At 67.3% G+C, this 20,735-nt stretch carries 7 protein-coding genes; 3 read left to right on the forward strand and 4 right to left on the reverse strand.

Annotated elements, in window-relative coordinates; genetic code table 11:
• The first annotated feature begins 277 nt into the window (after positions 1-277).
• From IGA62_RS11805 to IGA62_RS11815, 3 genes are all read left to right on the forward strand, one after another.
• Complete coding sequence (locus IGA62_RS11805) at positions 278-730, forward strand: CU044_2847 family protein (protein WP_145821624.1); 453 nt, start codon at positions 278-280, stop codon at positions 728-730.
• Positions 730-5,148 (forward strand): nSTAND1 domain-containing NTPase, encoded by a 4,419-nt coding sequence (locus IGA62_RS11810; RefSeq protein ID WP_145821623.1) that lies wholly within the window; start codon positions 730-732, stop codon positions 5,146-5,148. The genes IGA62_RS11805 and IGA62_RS11810 overlap by 1 nt, the downstream gene beginning before the upstream one ends.
• Positions 5,149-5,231: 83 nt before the next feature.
• Positions 5,232-6,308 carry an integrase core domain-containing protein gene (locus IGA62_RS11815; protein WP_145821622.1) on the forward strand — a complete coding sequence of 359 codons (1,077 nt, stop codon included), beginning with the start codon at positions 5,232-5,234 and terminating at the stop codon, positions 6,306-6,308.
• Positions 6,309-6,386: 78 nt separating this feature from the next.
• Here the strand turns inward: IGA62_RS11815 and IGA62_RS11820 are convergent, their stop codons facing one another.
• From IGA62_RS11820 to IGA62_RS11835, 4 genes are all read right to left on the reverse strand, one after another.
• Complete coding sequence (locus tag IGA62_RS11820) at positions 6,387-6,929, reverse strand: hypothetical protein (protein ID WP_145821621.1); 543 nt, start codon at positions 6,927-6,929, stop codon at positions 6,387-6,389.
• A 2-nt stretch (positions 6,930-6,931) separates the two neighbouring features.
• Positions 6,932-13,720, reverse strand: a complete 6,789-nt coding sequence (locus IGA62_RS11825) for a polymorphic toxin-type HINT domain-containing protein (RefSeq protein ID WP_145822284.1) — start codon at positions 13,718-13,720, stop codon at positions 6,932-6,934.
• 82 nt (positions 13,721-13,802) lie between these two features.
• Positions 13,803-17,312, reverse strand: coding sequence for a LamG-like jellyroll fold domain-containing protein (locus tag IGA62_RS11830; RefSeq protein WP_145821620.1), 3,510 nt, complete (start codon positions 17,310-17,312; stop codon positions 13,803-13,805).
• Between the two features lie 44 nt (positions 17,313-17,356).
• Positions 17,357-20,428 carry a DNRLRE domain-containing protein gene (locus IGA62_RS11835; RefSeq protein WP_377465285.1) on the reverse strand — a complete coding sequence of 1,024 codons (3,072 nt, stop codon included), beginning with the start codon at positions 20,426-20,428 and terminating at the stop codon, positions 17,357-17,359.
• Between the last annotated feature and the right edge of the window lie 307 nt (positions 20,429-20,735).

Raw genomic sequence — 20,735 nt, forward strand, 5'->3', positions numbered from 1 at the left:
CGGACGCAGCATGGTGACCTTTTCGACGGTGGTCTGCCCGTCGGGCATGTTGCGATCCTCGCCCTGCGCGGTGGCCGGGCGCAGGCCCCGCACACCCGGGCCGTGGCCGTGTCGTCGAGCCAGGGCGTGGGTCTGTCAAACACACACGTTCGTGTTTTACAGTCCCCCCGCCGCTGCCCAGGCCTGGGGGTCATCTCATCGGCCGTTTCGATTTCGCATTGAGTTACCCCTTTACACTGGGCCACCGACGTCCATGGAGATAGGTAAGGACTCGTCTGTGACCTACTATGTGGAAGTTCCGGCGGAAGACGGCACCGTGGTGCTCGTCGAGGTGACCAATCAGGTCGAGGGCGTCGTGCCGGCTGGGCGGCGTCAAGAGGTGGTCGCCCACCTGACGGAGACTTTCAACGAGGCTTTCGACCGGTTCCGGCGGTTGGCCCATGGTGCGGCGGCGCGGGCACGCGATGCCGGCGGAGCCGACCGGGTGGCAATCGAGTTCGGCCTCAAGGTGGCGGCTAAGGGCGGCTTCGTGGTGGCCGAGACTACCGGTGAGGCGCACATGAAGGTCACCTTCGAGTGGAACCGCGCGGCCGATCCGCCCCAGACGCAGAGCACTGATCATGAAGCGAACTCCGACAAACCTGAGGATTCGAAGCTGATCCAGCCGGACGGCCTGAACCCGTCGACAGACATCGATCAGTTGAACACCGGCGGCTCCGAGGTGTCGTAATGGCGGATCAGGCGCTCAACCATCCGCTGCGTGCGTCGGTTGTCCGGATCCGGCATCCCGACGGGGGTGTGGTGGGACTTGGGCTCTACGTCGACGACGATCTGGTGGTCACCTGCGCGCATGTGGTCGCTCGGGCCCTTGAGGTGCCGGAGCAACTTCCTGACGCACCCGTTGCACCGCCGGAGCAGCCGGTGTTGCTCGACTTTCCGATGCTGTCGTCCGGCCGGGTCCTGACCGCTGCCGTGGAGGTCTGGCATCCCATCGGCGAGGAGGCGGAGGGTGACGTAGCCGGCCTGCGGCTGCTTACGCCCACCCCAGTCGGCGCACACCCGGTCCGGCTGGGCCGGGCTGAGAACGCTGTCGGGCATCCGTTCCTCACCTACGGTTTTCGCCCCCGGGACGCCGATGGGATTGGCACCTGGGTCTCCGGGGAGATCCGCGGCGTCGTCCGGCACCGGTGGCTTCAACTCGGCCCGGACGAGCGGCACGACGGCCTACGGATCGAGGAGGGGTTCAGCGGCTCGCCGGTCTGGGACCGCCGGACGGGCCAGGTTGTGGGCTTGGTCCGCGCGGTGGAACGGCGTCGGGGCACCTGGCTCGCGTACGCGCTGCCGGGTGGGGCAGTGTTCGAGCGGTGGCCCCGGCTTGTGGACCGTATCCGGGCAGTCTCACCGTTCCGGATGTTCGCCCCGTTCGAGGAGGCCGATGTCGCGCTATTCCATGGCCGGGAGGCTGAGGCACAGGAGCTCGCCGGTCGGGTTTCCAACTCCCGGCTGACCGTGCTGACCGGAGGATCGGGGGTCGGTAAGTCCTCGCTGATCCGGGCCGGACTGTTGCCCAGGCTCCGGAAGGCTGACAACGTTCCGGTGGTGTTCCGGCCGGCGGCCCGAGCCACCCCATGGCGGGCGTTGGCCGCCGCGTTGCTGCCGCTCGGAATCCCCATTCTGCCCGAGACGGGCGCGGCCGACATCGCCGTTCAGGAGGAGCGGATTGCGGCCCAGCTCGAACATGCCGCCCCGGAGGACCTGGTCGCTGCCCTCCTGCAAAAGGTAAGCCGGCTCTGCCTGCTGCTGGTGGTGGATCAGCTTGAGGAACTGTTCCACCTGCCGGACGAGGTGGTACAGCAGTTCGGCGCGACACTGGGTCGGCTGGCTCGGGCCCAGCGGCCGGGCGGCGGCCCGATGGTCCGGCTGTTGCTGACGGTCCGCATTGACGCCGCGCACCGGGTCGAGACGCTGACCGGTTACGAGGTCGGTTCCTTAATGAAGCTGAAACCGCCGGGGCCGTCCGCGCTACGACAGGCGATCGAGAATCCGGTCCGCAGGTCCGGCTTCGCGCACTACGAACCTGGTCTGGTTGACGAGATCGTCAACGACCTACACGACAAGCCCTACTGCCTGCCTGTCCTGCAGGTGCTGCTAAGCCATCTGTGGGAGCGGCAGACCGAGCACGGCCTGCTGAGCCACGAAGTGTACCGAGGGCTGCGCGGTGGCGCTGGCCCGATCGCGACCCATCTCGATCGGGTCTGGGACGAGGACCTGAGCGAGGATGAGCGTACGGCCGGTCTGGGTCTGCTACTGCACCTCGTCGTACCGCTGGAGGGCGGTCGGCACGCCCGCCGAGCGGCGGCCGTGGGAGAACTCGACCCAGCCCAGCGCCGGGTCGCCGACACGCTGGCCACCACCCGGATGCTGACCACCGGGGGCGGGCCGGGCGAAGCGGCAATGATCGAGTTGGCGCACGAGGCGCTGATCGAGGAGTGGCCGAGGCTGCGCGAGTGGGTGATCGATCACGACGACCTGCTCCGCTGGCGAGACGCGCTCCGGCGCCGGATGCTGCTGTGGGACCGATCGGGTCAGCACCGCAGCGCACTGCTCGGTGGGCCGGAGCTCAAGCAGGGCATGGATTGGCTGGCCGGTCATCCCACCAGCCTTAGCGAGGTCGAGCGGTCCTTCATCCAGACGAGCGTCCAGGCCAGGGGCCGTGAGCTGGTACGGACGCTCCTCGTCACGGCCGTCATCACGTTCCTCGTCGTGGGGCTGGGCGGCATGGGCGGTTTCTGGTGGTTGAGAGACCAAGCCGAACGGCAACGGGACGGGATCGCCCGTTCCGAGCGGATAGCCGGTCAGATCCGGGAGCTCGACAACACGCGGTACCAGGCGCTGATCGCCACCGGTGCCTTCGATGCGGCCGACACCACGGCCGCCCGCAGCCTGCTCGAGAAGAGCTACCACGACTTCCAGTTCGTGACGAGGTCGTTCCCGCCGTGGCGTACCACCGACTACCGGGACCTCACGGTGCTCAGCGCCGACCGGCGGGTGCAGGTGACGGCAAGCTACCGGACCGGACTGGTGCATTGGCTCGACCTCGCCGCAGTCGCTGACGGGAGGCCACCCGAGCCGGTCGAGCTGCCGGTCGACCGGTCGCCCGACGAGGCTCCGCCCTCGGTCGCCGTGACGGCGGACGGCAGCACGATCGCCACCTCCGTCGGCGACCGGATCACCATCTGGGACCGCACGACCGGACGGGCCCGGACCAGCTATTCCGTACCCACTGGCAGGGCCTGGGCGATCGCCCTGGACCCGACAGCGACAGTTCTCAGCTACATCGACGAAACCACTGTCCACTGGATCGATGCCCAGAGCGGACGACAAGTGAACCGCCCGTTGAAACTGCCGCCCCGGGGCGTCAACGACCGGATGGCCCCCCAGCTGACGACCGGGCGGGGCGCAGCGACGACAGTTGTCAGTTACAGCGGCTCGACCTGGCTGGTCGGGCGGGCCGATCGGAGCGTACGCACGCTGCCTGACCTCGACACGACGAGCCGCAAGGAGGGCGGACAGGTCATCCAGACCACCACGAGGACGACGATCACTGGCATCACCACCGACAGCTCCCAGTTGGTGGTCTGTCATAGCCGGCAAGAGACGATCCGAGAAGCGGAGGACTCGGACGTCGCCGGTGGGTCCGGGTCCGAGCGGGAGGACGACGGGTCCATGGCACCGGATGCCGGGCCTCGGGCCGTCCAGGCCAGGTTCGAACTCTGGGATCTCACCTCGTCGGCGGTACGCCCACTTGTCGATCTGCCCCGGCGGGGATGCGGCAGCGCGCTGCTCGACCCGTCTGGCAACGTCCTCGCGCTCGTCGAGGAGCCACCGCTCGGCCAGGAGACCCTGACCGGGCAGTACGAGCTGTCGTTCTGGTCGGTGCCGCAGGGCGCCAAGCTCGGCAGGTTCCGGGCTCCGACGGACCTGTTGCTCGATTTCGTGCGGCACTCCGACCGCTGGGAGGTCCTCCTCACCGACTTCGACGGCCGGCTCGACCTGCTGCGCATCCCACCGATGGGTACGTTGGACTTCGCGCTCACGATCGCCCACCTGGCCCGGTACACCCCGGACGGCCGGACCGTGGTCACCCAGACGAGTGAGGGCCGGCTCGCCAGCTGGGACGGCCGGACCGGACACCAGCTCGGCGAGGTCCAGGCACCACCGCCCGATACGAGACTGGGTTCGGCGGACGAACGTCTGATGTGGATAGCACCGGACGGCGGCCACGTGATCACCGTCGCCGACACCGGTGATCGGCTCGATGTCTGGCACCTGCCCGACCTGAGCCACGGCGTGACGCTCCGACCACCTCGCCGTCCGGTGCCGCAGCGACCGGAGCTTGGGGGACCGGAGACCCCGCAGGCCGACGAACTCGCCGTCGGTTTCGTCGGCGGGGACGAGGTCGTCGTGTACGGCGACGGCACGGTCACCCGCTGGGACCGGCGCACCGGGCAGCCACGTGGCCGGGCGTGGGAATTGGGTGAACGAAACCCGGTATACGCACGCACCGTCAAGATCCACCCCGATGGGCTGCTCTTCACGGTCGATCCCAACACCTCCCAGGTCCTCCGCTGGGACACCGAGACCGGCGCGGTGACCGACGCCGGCATTCCGGACCCCGGCGACCCGGGACTTCAGGTCTATTACCTAATGGTGGCACCGGACGCCCGGCGAGTGGCGTTGGCCTACTCCGAGGGGCCTGTCATCCTCTGGGACACCGAGGATCGCCGGCAGCTCGCCCGAATCGACAAGGACGCGGCGAGCGAACCCCGCTACCACCTCGACGACCCGTTCCGCCTAGGCATAGTGGGCGGTGGGGGACTCAGCTGGTGGCGGCCCGAGCCAGCCAACGCTTTCACCCGGTTCTGGGACCGCACGCCGGAGCCACGACTCCTCCCTGCGGCTGTTCACGACCTGCGCCCAGACGGCAAAGAGCTGATCAACGGGTGGCCCGGCGTACCGCTGCGCCGTGTTTCCACGGACCCGAACACCTGGTACCGGCATCTTTGCAGGGTTCTCGCTGAACCCAGCACGGCCGAGGTCAGTTGGCTGGACGACCGGCTACCGGCCGAACGCTGCTCATCGGAATAGCCGGGGCAGATGAGCGCGGTCAGCCTGTACCGTGCCAAAACTCGTCGCACATGCTGTGAGCTGGGAGTTGTCGGCTCGGATTGATGATCGCTGGTATGGTCGTGCGGTTGCTGTACCTGGGGATGATCCGCCTGTTCAACGGCCTGGGGTTGTTGATCCGCCGTGACAGGGCGTTGCTGATCGAGGTCCTCGTGCTGCGGCACGAGGTAGCGGTACTCCGCCGGCAGGTTCGGGGCCGGCCGCAGTTGTCCTGGCCGGACCGGGCGATCCTGTCGGCCCTGGCCCGCCTGCTGCCGCGTCGGATGCGGGAACATCGGATCGTTACCCCGGCGACGTTGCTGGCCTGGCACCGCCGGTTGGTGCGACGCCACTGGACCTACCCGAACCGACCTGGCCGGCCACCCGTCAGCGACGAGATCCGCGACGTCATACTTCGGCTGGCCCCAGAGAACCCGCGATGGGGACACCGCCGAATCCAAGGCGAGTTACATCGACTCGGCCATCAGGTCGGGGCGGGCACGATCCGGCGGATCCTGGCCGACCGCCGTGTCGGCCCGCCGCCCCGCCAACAGGACACCGACTGGCGGACCTTCCTGCGCAACCAGGCCGCTGGCCTGTTGGCCATCGACTTCTTCCACCTCGACACGATCCTGCTACGACGCCTCTACGCGCTGGTGGTCATGGAGGTGTCCGCCCGACGGGTCCATCTCCTCGGGATCACCGCGCACCCCACCGGGCAGTGGGTAACCCAGCAGGCCCGCAACCTCACCATGGACCTGAGCGAGCGCGTCAACCAGTTCCGGTTCCTGATCCGCGACCGCGACGCCAAGTACACCACCACCTTCGATCACGTCTTCACCGCCGAAGGCATCACCGTGGTCAAGACCCCACCCCGGACCCCACAAGCCAACTGCTTTATCGAACGCTGGGGCCGCACCCTCCGCGACGAGTGCACCGACCACGTGTTGATCTACAACGAGCGGCACGCTCTGAACCTAGTCGGCGAGTACGTCAACCATTTCAACGACCACCGACCGCACCAAGGGTGCCAGCAGCGGCCACCCAACCACGACCCAGCCGTCATCATCCCCATAGACAAGCCCATACGCCGCCGAAGACGCCTCAGCGGGCTGATCAACGAGTACCACCGAGCAGCCTGAACTGATCTTCAAAACACCAGGTCACCGCCATTGAACGAGTTTTGGCACGGCACAACCCACTCATTGGCCCCTCGCGCTTTACTGGGGCCGTTCGAACGTTTCCACGTTTGTTCGATAAGCGTCCGCCTGACGTACCTCTGGATGGATCTCGACAATGAAGTCAGGAAGGGCATATTCCGCAGGGGCGCCATCTTCCGTCGTTGAGCCCGGCTCGGCTTTCCAGTCCAAGAGATGAACCCTGGCGACGTACCGCCCACTCGGCAGGGAAATTTCCTCCGCTCCTCCCCCGTACGTCCCCACCTGCTCCAAACCGCCGAGGGCGAGGACGCTCGCTGAGACGAGGAGATAGGGCTCGGAGGAGACCAGGGTGTAGCGCTCCTCTCTAGCCGTCCGTTCGCCAACCCGCACTGTCACCTGGAAGGCGCCGTCACCGCCGACATTAAGGGGAACGAATGCTCCAGCCCTGATGTGCCCTCCTAGTGCCGCAGGGTTTGAAACGTTGTCTTCCCAGGCTTCCAAGCTGCCCACATGGGTGAAGTGCTCGGGCTGCCACAGCCCGCACATACCTGCATCGGTGCTTACAAGATAGCGACCCTCATGAAATCTGCCAGTCATCAGCATCCCTAACACCGTGGCCCAATGGTGATCTTGCACACTACATCACCTGGCTGCAGACCTTGGCGTTTGATTTGAGCGTTGATTTGACTTCCAATGCTTCTATTGACCGAAGAATCGAGTGGCAACATGTTGGAGATGTCGTCGGCACCACCCAACTGAAGCTCGATCGTGTGGTCAATGTCGCTACCGCTCGGCTTGGCGTTTCCACCGCGCCGCCAGACATCCGCTGCCGAGGTACCACGAACGGGCTTTGTTACGACGAGCGGAGCCGCGTTGTTCAACGCAGCCACCTTTGCGTCCGCCGCAGCAATCTGCGAAGCATCCCAGTTCGGCATGTACGTAAGGTCAAGCGTTGCGCCATTGCAATTGTGCACCAGCAGGGGCATCTTGCCGGCAAGCACATAGTACGTGTGGATGTCGTCGACGGTGAGGTTGTAGACCTGCTGGGGCTCGGTCCACTGGGCTACTGCACTGATTTGGACGTGCGTGCCGGCCGCTGTCTGCAGGAGTTGGCCGACCTGCAGGTCCCCCGCAGGTAGCCACTCTCTCAGCTCAGGTACCCAGAACGGATGGCCCTCGGTTGCGATCACGGACGCCTTGATCGGTGCCGCCTCGCCGTTGACGTCGATGGTGACCTTGATCAGGTGTTTCTCACCGTTGCCGACGATTGTCGCGACCACGGTCTTGGCCGTGGTGTGTCCTGCCTCGGGATGGGTTGCCAGCACCGCATCGCCGGTGGATATTTCTTCGATAGGCTTGTGTGAGCCATCGGCCATCAACACGAGGGTGCCGGGCACGAAGCTGTTTCCGCATTTCAGGAAGTCCTTCACCCCGTCCACGAGGTCGCCGAGGAGTCCTTTGACTCTGCTTGTCAGGTTGGCGAGTTTTTTCCATTTCCAGGGGGCACCGTAACGTGCGGCGAGTTTGCCGAGGACGCCGCCGATCATGGCGCCGGCGATGTTGGCGGCGGTGGCGAGGCAACCGCCCATGTCGCCCTGGGTCAAGCAGTTGAGGGCGTCGGTGATTCCTAGCTCGTCCATGAGGATCTTCGCGAGGGCCTTGGCCGAGTCGAGGATCTTCTGCTTGGCGCGGGCGATGCGTGCCTGCCGTTCCCGCTCTGCCGCTGCCGCAGCGGCGCGCTCTTTGTCGGCCTGGCTGGCGCGGGGGTTGTTGTGTACGTTTTTCCCTGGCTCGTCCGGGTCGTACGCGCCTGAGCAGCCGCCGCAGCCGTCGTTGTGTCCCTTGACGTGGTGGTACTTGCCGGCGAGGTCGACGTAGTCCGCGCCGGGGCCGCAGGCGTCGTCGGAGCAGAACTTGAGGCCGTCGGGGTCGGAGAAGGAGATCGGGTTGTTGTTGGCGTAGGCGTAGCCGTGCATCTGCTGGGGGTCGTTGACGTCGATGATCGGGTCGATGGAGATGAACCGGCCCGTGGTCGGGTCGTACTCGCGGGCTCCGATGTTGACCAGGCCTGTGGTGGAGTCCTGGTTCCCGTTGACGAATCCCTTTTCGGTTGGCCACTGCCCTGGTGGCGGCTGGGTGCCGCGTGGCTCGCCGTAGGGGGTGCTGCGCCGGTGGGTGACCGTGCCGGTTTCGCTGATGGTCGCGTGGCCTGTGCCGTGGTGGTCGGAGGCGACGTAGTGCAGGCCGTTGAGCTTGCGGACGATGGTGCCGCCGCCCGGCAGTGGGTAGTAGCGGGTGCCGTCGGTGGCTCTGGTGGCGTGGTTGAGCCGGATCTCCATGCCCGGTAGGTAGAGCGTCGTGGTGTCCGGCTCCTTGCGGAGCATCCGGGAGCCGTCGACGTCATACAGGAAGCTGGTCTTCTTCCCGGTCGCGTCGGTGACCGATTCCAGGTTGCCTTCGGCGTCCCAGACGAGGGTCTGGTCTTCGCCGACCTTTGTCCGTCGGGTGGTGTTTCCCGCTGCGTCGTAGTCGTAGCTGTGGAGCTTTTGCCCGGCTGCGGTGGTTTCGGTCATCTCGCGCAGCGTGTGGGGCTGGGGTTGGGTCGCGGCCGGGTAGGTGTAGGTGCGTTCCAGGATGGAGGTTCCGTCGGTGGCGTAGTGCGACTCGGTCTTGCGGTTGCCGACCAGGTCGAAGGTGTAGGCGTGGTGGTAGGGCGCCACCCCACCCACTCCTGTCGCCGCCGGGCCGCCGGCGCAGGGGTCGGTGGCGGTGCTCGCCGATGTCCAGGCTTGTTCCATGCGGCGCAGGTAGTCGTAGGTGAAGCACTGCACGTCTCGGGTGCCGGTGGGTGTGTCGGCGATCCGGGTGATGTTGCCGGAGTCGTCGTAGGTGTAGCGGGTGTCGATGATTGCCCGGTTGTCGTCCAGGCGCTGGCGGGTCAGTCGTTTGGAGCCCTGGTCGTATTCGTAGGTCGACCAGATTTTGTTGGTGCCCAGCGCTGCTTCGGTCTGGATCACCTCGCCGGTCAGGGCGTAGTCGACGTCGGTGAGGTAGGAGATGTCGCTGGTGGTGGCGGTCAGTCGTTCGAGGCTGTCGTAGGTGTAGGCGATGCTTTCGAAAGGCAGGCCGCCGCCCTCGGACATGCCGCTGGCCGAGATGGTGCCGTCCGGGTTGTACTGCGTCGCGAACGAGTACAGCCCTGCCAGTTCGGCGCCGGCGTGGTCGGGCACCTGGTAGTAGGTGGCGTGTGGGCGGTAGAACTCGTCGTAGGCGGTGTAGTAGGTGGCGTACTCGGCTCCGTCTATCCAGCGGCTGGTCGAGGAGAGGTGCCCGAGCATCTCCAGGTCGTAGGTCCAGCTGCTGAGCAGCACGCCCGTGTCGGCGGTGCCTCGGTAGGTGGCGGTCGTGCGGCCGATGGCGTCGTAGGTGGTGCTGATCGTCTGGTTCACACCGTTGGTGGTGCTGGTGACCCGGTCGAGGTTGTCGTAGGTCATGGTCGAGGTGCCCGCGTCCGGGTCGGTCGACGTGGTCTTGCGTCCGAGTTGGTCGTACTCGTGCTTCCAGAGGTTGCCGGCCGGGTCCTTGACGGTGGCGAGCTGGCCTGACGGGGTGTAGGTGTACTCGGTCTTGTCGAAGGCGCCTGACGGGCTGGCGCCCTTGTACTGCAGGAGCTGGGTGGTCTGACCGAGCGCGTTGGTGATCGTCGTGGTCGGGGTTCCCCCGTCCGGTGGGTCGATCGAGACGCGGTCGCCGCCGTAGGTCGTCGTGGTGCGCCACTTCTCGTTGCCGGCCACGGCGAAGATCTCCGCCTTGATCCGGTCCGCCCCGTCGTAGACGTAGAGGGTCTGGCCGTCGACTTCACCGTTGCGGGCGGGGAAGATCAGGTCGCTCGGGGCGCCGGCGGCGTTGTAGGTGGCGAAGGTCTTGTCCAGTTTCCCGGTCGGGGTGTAGAAGGTGTCGGCGATCATCCGGGTGCCGCCCGGGCCTTCGCTCTGGGCCTGTCGGGGGCGCAGCAGGCCGTCGTGCAGTTTGTACTCGACGCTGTAGCTGCCGTCGTTCTGCCGCTTCTCGGTCTTGACCGCGACGGGCTTGTCGGTCCGGATCAGGTAGGTGTATCGGATGCTCGGGTCGGTGCCGGTCGCGCCGGTCCGGTCGGGCATCCACACCTTGGTCAACCGGCCCAGGGCGTCGTACTCGAGTTGGCTGACCAGCTTGTTCGGGTCGGTCTGGGTGACGGGGCTGCCCCAGGCGGGGGTGTAGTCGGTGGTGGTGACGTGGCCGAGGGGGTTCGTCTCGACCACCCTGGTGGTCAGGCCGTTGGTTTCGTTGTACGCGGTGGTCGTGACGTTGCCCATCGCGTCGGTGGCGGTCAGGGGCCGGCCGTAGGCGTCGAAGGTCCCTTCGGCCGCCCGGATGTAGGTGGCGGTGGAGCCGTCGTGGCTCTGGAGCCGTTCGGATCGGGTCGGGTTGCCGAGTGTCGGGGCGACACCGAACGCCTTGGCGTCGTAGAGCGTCCGGGTGTCGGAGATGATCTGGGTTTTGCGGTCGGGGGTGGCGGAGCATGCCACGGAGACCGACTCGGTCCGGGCCACCAGGCTGTAGAGGTGGGTGGCCGGGTTGTCGGCGTAGGTGGTGCGGGTGCAGGCCTCGTCGCCGGTGACGGCGATGTCGCCGAGATTCTCGGTCTGGGTGACCCGGCCGAAGGTCGTGTCGAAGGTGGAGACGTTCCTGGTTTCTCGCCAGCCGTCGGCGAGGGCGACCAGGCTGCGGGTGGTCGAGGTGTTGATGAGCCAGGCTTGCTTGTCGCCCCAGCTGTGCGACTCGGTGGCGGTGTTGTGCCGCCATGGGGTGGCGATGGTCCGGCTGACCGGGGTGGTGCCGTCGAAGACGGTGCTCTCCAGTTCGTGTCCGGAAAACTGGTCGTAATCGACGTGCTGCATACCGCTGGAGTCGGTTACCCGGATGTCGCGGGTGCCGCCGCCGGGTTTCTTGTCGCCGTGCATGCCGCGTAGGTAGCGGTACTCCGTGTTGGTGGTCTGGGTTTGGCCGTTTCCGACGGTGACGGCCACTCGGCCGTAGCCGCGCCACTCGCTCCAGGTGAGGTCTTTCGGGTCGGAGATGCCGTCGGGGTCGCTGTGGCGCCAGGCGGCGCCGTCGAGGTAGTCGTACCGGGTGACCATGTCCGGCGCGCCGCCGGTCCGGTCGGTTTCGATGACCGCGCTCACGACGTATTTGTAGAACCAGTCGGTGGTCGGGTCGCCGCTGCCGAGCGGGTTCCACTTGACCGGGTAGCAGCGTTTGGTGCTGTTTCCCTCGGTCGGCAGGGTTGCCTGGGTGCAGTCCGGGGTGGCGTAGTTGACGTCGATCTGGGCGCCTGAGTCGGTCCAGACCGTGGCCAGGCGGAACCGGATCAGGGGGCCGAAGTTGTCGTTGTCCCGGTCGACGCGGTTCGGTAGTTGCCGTCCGCCGAGGTCCACCGATGGCATCGTGAGGTCGTCGCCGGGGCCGTACATGCCGGTGTGGGTGATCTTGTGGAGCCACAGGGTGCGGGAGCCGTCGCTGTTGTCGGTGAGCAGGTGGTCGAGGCTCCACCGGTCCACGGGCGTCCAGCTGGCGCCGTCGCGGATCTCGGTGGTGACGGCGGCCAGTCGGGCGCGGGTCCAGAACGTCGGGACGATCTGGTCAGGCTTGCATTTGGTGTCCGAGGCGCAGTTGCGGTCGAATGGCACGTCCGGCCAGTACGCGGCGGTGGTGTTGTTCAGGTCCTGCGGGTCGCAGTCGATGCTGGCGGTCGGCAGGCACCGTTCCTTGACGTCGAAGGTGACCCGGGCCGGCGCGTTGGTCGTGTAGACCGCGTTGTGCCGCTGTCCGTAGTCGATGCGTCGGAGCCACCCGCCGCGGTGGTAGGGCACGCCGTTGAGGTCGGTGCGTTTGGCCCGGGCGTAGTGGTTGGTCTCTCGCTGGTAGAAGTAGGAGCGGACGTTGCCGTAGCGGTCCTTGACGTAGTCGAGACTCCACCGCCATGCCTGGTCGCAGTACGACTCCACGAAGGTGGACTTGTTGCACGGCTCGTTCGCGTCGTCGCCGAAGACCGGCAGGGTCCAGGTGGAGCCGGTTTCCTCCATGCCGGAACTCCAGCCGGGTAGGCGGTTGAGGCCGAAGTAGTGTTCGGTGCCGTCGGTGGTGGTGACCCGCCAGTGCTCACCGTTGTCGTCGCCGTTGCTCGCCCCGGTCAGTCGCTCGACCTTGGATCCGTCGTCGGTGGCGAACCGCCAGGTGGAGCCGTCCTTGACCAGTTCGGTGGACTTGCCGTTGAGCAGGATGGTGGCGTTGTCGTACGCCCAGCACTGGTCGACGTACTGGTCGTGGCCGTCCTCGGCGCAGGATTTGTAGCGTCGCTCGATGTGGCCGGGCTCGTAGTTGAAGCCCTCGCCGATCCAGGATCCCTGGTTGTTGGTGGCGGCGGTGCGACCGTCGACAGACTGCGACGAGTAGGCCAGGGTGATGCCGGGTCCGCCGCCGCCCGGGACGGGAGGCGTGCGCAGGGGGTAGCTCCAGGAGAATCCGCCGGTGGACGGAGCCACCGACCATTTCGACGACGGGGCCAACTTCGTGGCACCGTAATCGCCCTGTGCGGACGATTCGGTCGCGGTCACCGCGAACGATGTCGCGGTGGCCGCCACCGTCACCTTGGCGGACAGGGTGCGCTGTTCGCTGTTGTTGACCGCCGGCACAGGCTCAGACGTGCAGGAGGGATGCTCCGGGGTGCTCAGCGCGCACTCTGGCAGCTTCACCAGCCGCAGGCGGGCGCCGAAGTCGCCGCCGTACACGCCGGCCAGGCCGTCGTAGCTGACACCGAGTTGGATCTCACCGGTTGCCGCCTGATTGTCGGTGCGGGTGACCCGGACCAGAGGGCCGTCGACCTTGGCCTGTTCGGAGGCCTTACGGTCGAGTACCTCGACGCGCACTTTTCCCGGCGTTGTCGTTGCCGCGGCGGGGCTACCGGGATGGGTGGCAGGGGCGGACACCGTCACGGTGAGGCCACCGGCCTTGCCGGTAGCGGTGGTCGCGCCGGTCGAGGCGGTCGCCGACGCCGTGGCGGGTACGACGATCTCGGTGGCGCCTGCCGCTGGCCAGGCGGCCTTGGTGGGAGTGGTGGTCGCGGCCTTCGCCGCCGGGTTGTCCGTGCGCGGCTTGACGCCCAGCGGGGGACGGTCGGGCACGGTCTTGCCGGTGTTGGTGGCCGACGGGCGTGGGCGATCCGCTGCGGCCGAGGCAGGGGCGTTGGCGACCTGGATGAGGCTCAGGCCCATCACCGCGGCCATCGCCCAGGACACTGGCCGCACCACCCGGTCGTGCAGAACGCCGGATGCGACCAAGAGACGGGAGAACATCGACCCTCCCCGAGGGTTGATTCGAAGGGGAAAGCAGAAGATGTCGAGGCCGGCCGTGCGCGATGGCCATGATGCCGGCGGGTCAGAGGTTGGGCTGCTCGATGACGAGGCTGGTCCGGTCGATCTTGACCTTGTCGGCCATGCCGTCGTAGACCCGGACGTCGTCGATGGCTCCGGAGAGGTGCTCCTGGTAGGCGCCGTTGATCCAGGCTCGGCCGAACTGGATGCTGTCAACTGCCGAGAACGGCTTGTCCATGGTGATGGCACGCGGTTGGCCGTTGAGGTAGAACAGCAGCTCACGGCTGTACCCGTTGTAGACGAGGGCGATGTGGTCGCCCTTGCCCACCCGGGAGGGGGCCTTGTCGTGGTCGGTCTTCGAGAAGACCGCACCCGTCTGGTCGGCGGTGGTGGCGGCCATCTCCCAGACGCCGTCGGCGTTGCCGCGGATGACCACGGCGCTGTTGTTGGTTCCCTTGATGGAAAACGCTGTCATCGGGTGGTTCTGCGAGCTGCTGGTGAAGCGGACCCGGGCGGTGATGGTGAAGCTGCCCACCGGGTCGATGAGCGCTGGGGCAGCCTCGGCGTAGTGGTCCGGCTGGCCTTTGAGCTGAAGGTAGCCTGGCCCCACCATCCCGCTGATCGGGTTGCTGGTCCGGATGAGGATGTCCTCCCGCCCGAGGGCCAACGACGGGCCGCCGTTGTAGTCGGGGCTGAGCCTGGTGCTCTGGTTGTTCAGCTGCCAGTACGCCTGACGGACCAGCTTGTGCTTCTCCAGCCCGGCGATGTCCTCGCCGACGACGGGCCGGTCGAAGATGGACACGTCTGCCATGGCGCCCTTCCAGAAGTCGGTGTAGCCCCCCTTGACCATGCGCCGGCCGAGCTGCAGGGGGCCGCGGGCGCGGGTCAGCGAGCGTCGTTCCTTGACAACGGGGGCACCGGATCCCACCTGCAGGGAGATTTTCTTGTTCGGGCCGTCGAAGACCGCCGTGACGAAGGTCCAGTCGGTCGTCACTCCGGGTGCCGTCGCCTTCCACTCGCCGAGGTTGATGACGTCGTTGGTGGGGAGGCGGAAGAACCAGGAGCCCTGGTTGACTCCCAGACTGAACCCTGGCTCGCCGGTTCCGTCCTGGCTGACCGCCACCTGCCGTCGGTTGACGTCGTCCACCCGGAACCAGCCGGTGATCGCGAAGCTCTGGTCGGTGGCGGTCAGCACCGACCTGTCGGTGGCGAGGTAGGCGTTCGACGTGCCGTCGAAGGTCGCGGCGGTGTCCCAACTGCCGAGCGATCCGGGCTGGTCGAACCGCACACCGCTGCCGATCCGGGCGTCGTTCGGGCCGAGCTTGTCGTCGGCGACGGGTGCCCCGGCGATGTCCGACAGCGGCCACTGCGAGACCGGCGGCCGCTTGCCCACCCGGAAGGTGCAGGTCGCGATGGTGCTCGACCGCTTCGCCGCGTCGAAGGCCTTGACAAAGAGCTGTCGCGGGCCCTCCTTGTCCGGCGTCCACCTGATCGTCACCGCGCCGCCGGGCGCGGCCGGCTTCACCACGACCTTCGGGCTGTCGTTGAAGGAGTACTCGTACTCGACGACGTCGGTGGCAGCCGAGTCGAACGTGAAGGTGCCTTCGACGCCGATGGAACCGCGCCACTGGTCGTCGTCGAGACAATCGGCGGTGGCGTCCGCGGCATCCAGCGGAAGGTATTGCGGGGAGTCGACGTCCGGCGCGCTCGGGCTGGTCGTGTCGTAGTAGAACTGGCAGACGTCGCGCGTGCCATCGGAACTCCACGGGCCCCAACTCACGCCGTCACTGGCCCGCACATCCCAGGAGATCGGCACGTTCTGCACGATGTCGGTCGGAACGGAGTAGTCGAACCGCGATCCGCTTGCCTTGTAGGGCGTGGTGTAGGTACGCGTCTGGAGTGAGCCGCCCGGTGGTGTCCACGTGACCCTGAACTCGGCTCTGACCTGCTCGGTGTGAGCGGAGGAGTGGTCCGGATCGCGGAGGATGGCGCTCAGTCGCGGCGGGACGTCGATGTACAGGGCGGTCGTGCCGTAGACGCAGCCACCACCAGGGGACATCGTCAGCTCGGACTGGTTGGCGATCAGCGGCGCCCGGTTGTAGCGAACCGAGAGCACCCCGTTGTCGCAGAACCGTTTGCTGTGCGTGGCGTCGCTCTCGCTGACCGACCTCAGGCCCAGCGTGACGTCGGTGCGGCCCTTGGCGACCGCCTGCTGCACCGCGACCTTCGCGTCCCATTCGGTGTTCTGGTTCGTGGAGGTGCAGGTCGACTGGACGCTGGTCGGGGAGTTCGTGTCCAGATGGGTGGCCCCTGACCAGCCGGATCCTCCGGGCTGGTTACCCCAGTTGGTGGCAGAGCTGATCCCCGCCGGCATGAGGTAGAGCGCCGCCGCACGGGCGGTGGAGTTGTAGGCATGCTGCATGGTCACCCGGAACTTGGCTTCCAGGATCGTCTTGCCTGCGTACGGGGTGGCGAGGCGGTAGAACAGGCGCTTGACCTTGGAGCTGTTGCAGCTGTTCGGGCAGAGACCGATCCGTTCGTGTCGTTTGCCGTCGAACTTCCAGTACTCCTCGCTGGGATAGCCGCTGTCGACCATCGCCCATGCGCTGTTGGTGCTGCCCTGCCACACCGGGTCCACGTACACCGGGTAGGTCGTGTCCGGGTCGGCGAGCATCGCGGCGTCCGGGGTGAGCCTGAGGGTGCCCTGGGCGTAGTCCAGGCCCACCCGGGCGACCCGGGAGTCCTCACCCGGGCCTCGGGCGGAGGCGTCGTTCGGGTGCTGGTTCTTCGCCGTCCCGGACGGGTGCCCGGCGGCTGTGTTGCCCTGCGGGATACCGCTGTCCCACATGGTCGGGGCGTCGGCCTCCAGCACCGGGTTGCCGGTGGTGGGATCGAGGGCGAGCACGCCACCGTCCTCGGTTTCTTCGATGTCGAGCCCTTCACCAGTGACCCCCAGCCTGAGATCCCGCAGCTCCGGCAGGTTCGCCGCCTCAGGGGTCTTGAGCACCAGGACGTGGGAGAAACCCTCGACGGTCACGTTGGCCACCAGGTCGACGTCCGGGAAGACCTCGGGATAGGTGGCCTGGTCGCCGGTGACCGTCGGCACCGGGAGCGGATACGGCCAGGTGAGTGTCATGACCCGGGCATCACGTTCGACGACCATCAGGGGCGTCGCGCCGCCGCCGGACAGACGCATGTCGAGCAGCGCGGCAGCGGGACTGCTGGTGCCATCCGGCCGGACGACGAGCGTGGCATCGGCCGGAACCCAGGTATCGCCGTGTAACACCCGGACGGCCTGGCTGTACTCGTTGGCGACCAGCGTGCCGTCAGGCTGGGCGAAAACATCCCGATACTCGCCCCGCTGCGACAACACCTCCACCGGCTGACGAAGTTCCGCTGCGGCGACGACCGCCTCCGCCTCGGTGTCCCGGACCGGGCCCTCCTGCACCACGGCCGCCGGTGCGGGCACCGGCTCCGCCGGGGCCAGGTACACCGCGCCGTACAGCAGCCCGGCGACCCCGGCCGCGAGGCCGAGCGTAAAGAGCCGACCCCTCTTCCTCAGACGGCGGTCCATCCTCAGCACCTCCCCCGATGAACTGTGCGAATGCGTACGTTCCATCAGCTGACCGCCGCCCCGAAGGCGGCCGTCGCGGCCGGAATGCCGCCCACGCCGGGCTGCCACTGCCGGACCGGTGTCGTGGTGCCGGCAGCGAGATCCGACCAGGCCAGTGCGTACACCGTGTCGTCACCGTAGGGGCTGCCTAGATAGAGGTGGTTCCGTGTGGCGCCGAGGCCCAACCCGAGCAGTTCCTGCCCGGCCGGGCTGCCCGGCAGGACGCCGCCGCCCCGGCGTAGCAGAACTGAACTGGTGACGGGATTGGCTGCGGCGCCGAAGACCTGCACGATGCCGGCATCCGCTGCTCCGTCCAAATCTTGACCCGGTGCCGCGACGGCAACCAGCAACGTCTGCGGGGTAGACACCTCGCCGGGTGCGGTGTTGACCACCAAGACCCGCTCGCCGAAGTAGTCTCCGTCCTCGGCTGATCCGGCCAGTCCTTCAAGACCCTGACCCACGCCGTTGACACCGGTCGCCGCATTCGTTGTCAGGTGGTACCGGTGCACCTTGCCCGCGTCGGCCTTTCCACCGATCCCGTCGCCGGGAGCGCCGACCACCATGAACGAGTCGGGTTGGTTCACTGGTGCTCCGCTGGGGCGGTAACTGGCCATCGATATCGACTTGCCGAAGTTCGCGTAGGCATAGCCGGCTCCACCGGTCTGGTCCTTGACCCGCCTGGGAAGGCCGGAGACCAACTCGTGGGTATAGATGGTGACCGCGCCGGCGAAGGCCGCTCCGTTCGGTGTGGTCTCGCCGGGCCGGCCGGCTGCGAGGTGGTGCGCCGATCCGCTGACGGAGTAGCCGAACCGGTCGTCGGTCTCGTTGCTGTCGGTGGAGCCGGTCACCGCCTGGTCGAGCACGACGTTGACCGTGCCGCGCAGGTAGTGCACCAGGCCCGCGTCCACGGCGGCGCCGAGGTCCTCGCCCGGTGCCCCGATCAGTAGATACGGCTCGCCCGAGGCGGTCCGCCCGCCGTGCACCGCATAGCCGAACCAGTCCTCCGCCTCGAGCACATCCGGCGTGGCACCGACATTTTGGTGATGGGTCACCGAGGCGGGCCCCTTCGCCAGGCCGGCGGGGGTGCCGATCAGCACGTTCACCACCCCGACATCGGCCAGCCCGTTCAGGTCCTCGTAAGGCACTCCGACGGCGAGGTCGGTGCAACCGTCGTTGTTGGCGTCGTAGCTGGCCATCGACGTACCGAAGCCGTCGCCGGCCTCCGCCCCACTGGGAACCTGGGCGTTGCCTTCGTGCACGGTCTGCACCGTCCCGATGCCGCCGTAACTGACGTGGATCTGCCCGGCCTTCTCCTGCCCGTTCACCGTGGCCTCCGGGTCGGCGATCGCGATGTCGGTCACGCCGTCGCCGTTGAAGTCGCTGTCCGCGCCTGCGGTGCAGCCGGGGACCGGCGGGACGGTGACGTAGACGGTCATCTCGCAGAACGACGACCAGGCATCGCTGCCGGTGACGCCGTCGGCTGCCTTCACCCGCCACTTGTAACTGCCGCCCTCGGCGAACACCCCGGCGGGCACGGTGACCGTAGCTGTAGAACCGGAGGTGACGCCCGTCGAGGCGACCGATCCGATGGCCGCGATACCGTCAAGCGCCCACCACTCGAAGGTGACCGTCATCGCGGTTTCGTCCCCGTCGGCGACGGTGGCCTTCAGTTGTGGGGTGAGGGTGTTGACCAGCGGACGGCTGGAGCCGGTCACGCAGGTGGTGGCCGGGACGGTCGCCCGCGAGGTGATGGTCGGCCAGGAGTTGTAGGTCACCGACGCCTTCGGGTCCTCGGCGGCGTTCGTGCCCTCGCGGGACCGGAACTGTTTGAACCCCGTGGTCGCCGTCTCGTCGGTGGCCCGCACGCCCATCCCGGCCCTGGTCTTGTTCGCGGTCGCAGCCCGCTGGAAGAAGCCCTTGCCGTCGATGGTCGCCCAGCCGTCGGCGCAGTTGGTCGAGCCGAACGTGGCCGTCGACCTCGCCTCCATGTGGTCCCACGACGGTTGGTCGGTGAACGTCGTGGAGTAGGTCGACGTGCCGGCGGTCCAGATCTCCCACGATGTCGGAGTGCAGGTGTCCGACCAGAAGTTCCAAAACGAGACCGTCGCCGCGTTGATCTGCTTCCCGGCAAGCAGCGTCGTGTCCCAGGTCAGGAACGACCGGGCCAGAGTCGCCGGCGTGGTCGCCAGCAGCCCGATCTGAAGATCCGGTTCCTGGTTCTTGTCCGTGGTGACCGACTCCCGGACGTAGGTGTCGAACGTCGTCGTCAGCGGGTCGACGGTCGGATCGATGGTCACCGGATACCTGGTCGACGCGCTGAGCAGCCAACTCCGGTCCGGGGTCAGGATCAGTTCGACAGTGCCACCATTGCTCACCACCTGGGTGCGGACCGGCTTCTCGGCGGCAGGGCCACCGGCGGCGGCGGCTCGCTTCGCGTCCCACATCAGCGGCGCTGGAATCCGGGCGGTCTGATCGCCGGCCCGGTCGGAGATCACGATCGCTCCGTTCCCACTGCGCGCCGCGCTGGCCACCCCAGGACCGGTGAAGGGAAAGGTGATGGTCTCCACCTGCGCGGCGGCCTTCCTGGTCTTGACCACCAGGAACTGCTCGAAACCCGTCCGGGTCGCCGCAACGACCAGGTCCACACCCGGGCGGACGTCCACATAGGTTGCCCGGTTCCCTGCCAGCACCGGTGTCGGCAGCACCCCCGACCAGCCCATCGCCACCCGGCCGGCACCACGACCGACAGCGGCCAGCTCGTGCACGCCCGCGCTGGCCCGACCGGAGATCCGCAGGTCGTTCGGGTGCGCCTTCGGGGCGACCGAGCCGTCCCGCCGGAGCTGCAGCGTCAGGTCCACCGGAACCCAGTCCCCGCCCCGGCGGAACCGCTGCACGCCCGCCGCGATGTCAGCCCGGAACTGCCCGTCGGGCAGGGCATACACCTCGGTCGTCTCCGACGTGAGACTCCTGACCTGCACCGACCTGCCGGTCTCGCGGGCGGTCCGCTGGGACATCGCCTCATCGGATCCGAGTCCGGCATCAGCGACACCATCCGGACGGCCGGTAAGGAACCCCAGTGGTTCACCCGATATACCCAGTAATGCGACCGCCGTCACCACGGCAACAGCTGCCGTAAGACGTGACCGGGCGGTGGCAGTCTTCCGACGAGCCACGAATCCCTCCCCCGCGCTCAGTAACTGAACAGGGACTGTAGGAATCCGGCCACTCTCCGCACAAGGAAACTCACCTCCGGTGACCTCGATCGGACTCTGGGACCGCTGCAAAAGGGTGCAAAAGTCCGCAACAGAAGCTGCGGCGATTGACCCAGCCGAGGGTGGCCAGGGCGCTCAAGATCCGTACACAGACCGCAACACGCGAACTTGC

The organism is Micromonospora sagamiensis (assembly GCF_014680085.1).
Taxonomy (GTDB): Bacteria; Actinomycetota; Actinomycetes; order Mycobacteriales; family Micromonosporaceae; genus Micromonospora; species Micromonospora inyonensis.

Bases quoted from the DNA above. Each gene is read 5' to 3' on its own strand.
- IGA62_RS11810 (WP_145821623.1), top strand. From the start codon at position 730: ATGGCGGATCAGGCGCTCAACCATCCGCTGCGTGCGTCGGTTGTCCGG.
- IGA62_RS11815 (WP_145821622.1), top strand. From the start codon at position 5,232: ATGATCGCTGGTATGGTCGTGCGGTTGCTGTACCTGGGGATGATCCGC.
- IGA62_RS11820 (WP_145821621.1), bottom strand. From the start codon at position 6,929: ATGCTGATGACTGGCAGATTTCATGAGGGTCGCTATCTTGTAAGCACC.
- IGA62_RS11825 (WP_145822284.1), bottom strand. From the start codon at position 13,720: ATGTTCTCCCGTCTCTTGGTCGCATCCGGCGTTCTGCACGACCGGGTG.
- IGA62_RS11830 (WP_145821620.1), bottom strand. From the start codon at position 17,312: ATGGACCGCCGTCTGAGGAAGAGGGGTCGGCTCTTTACGCTCGGCCTC.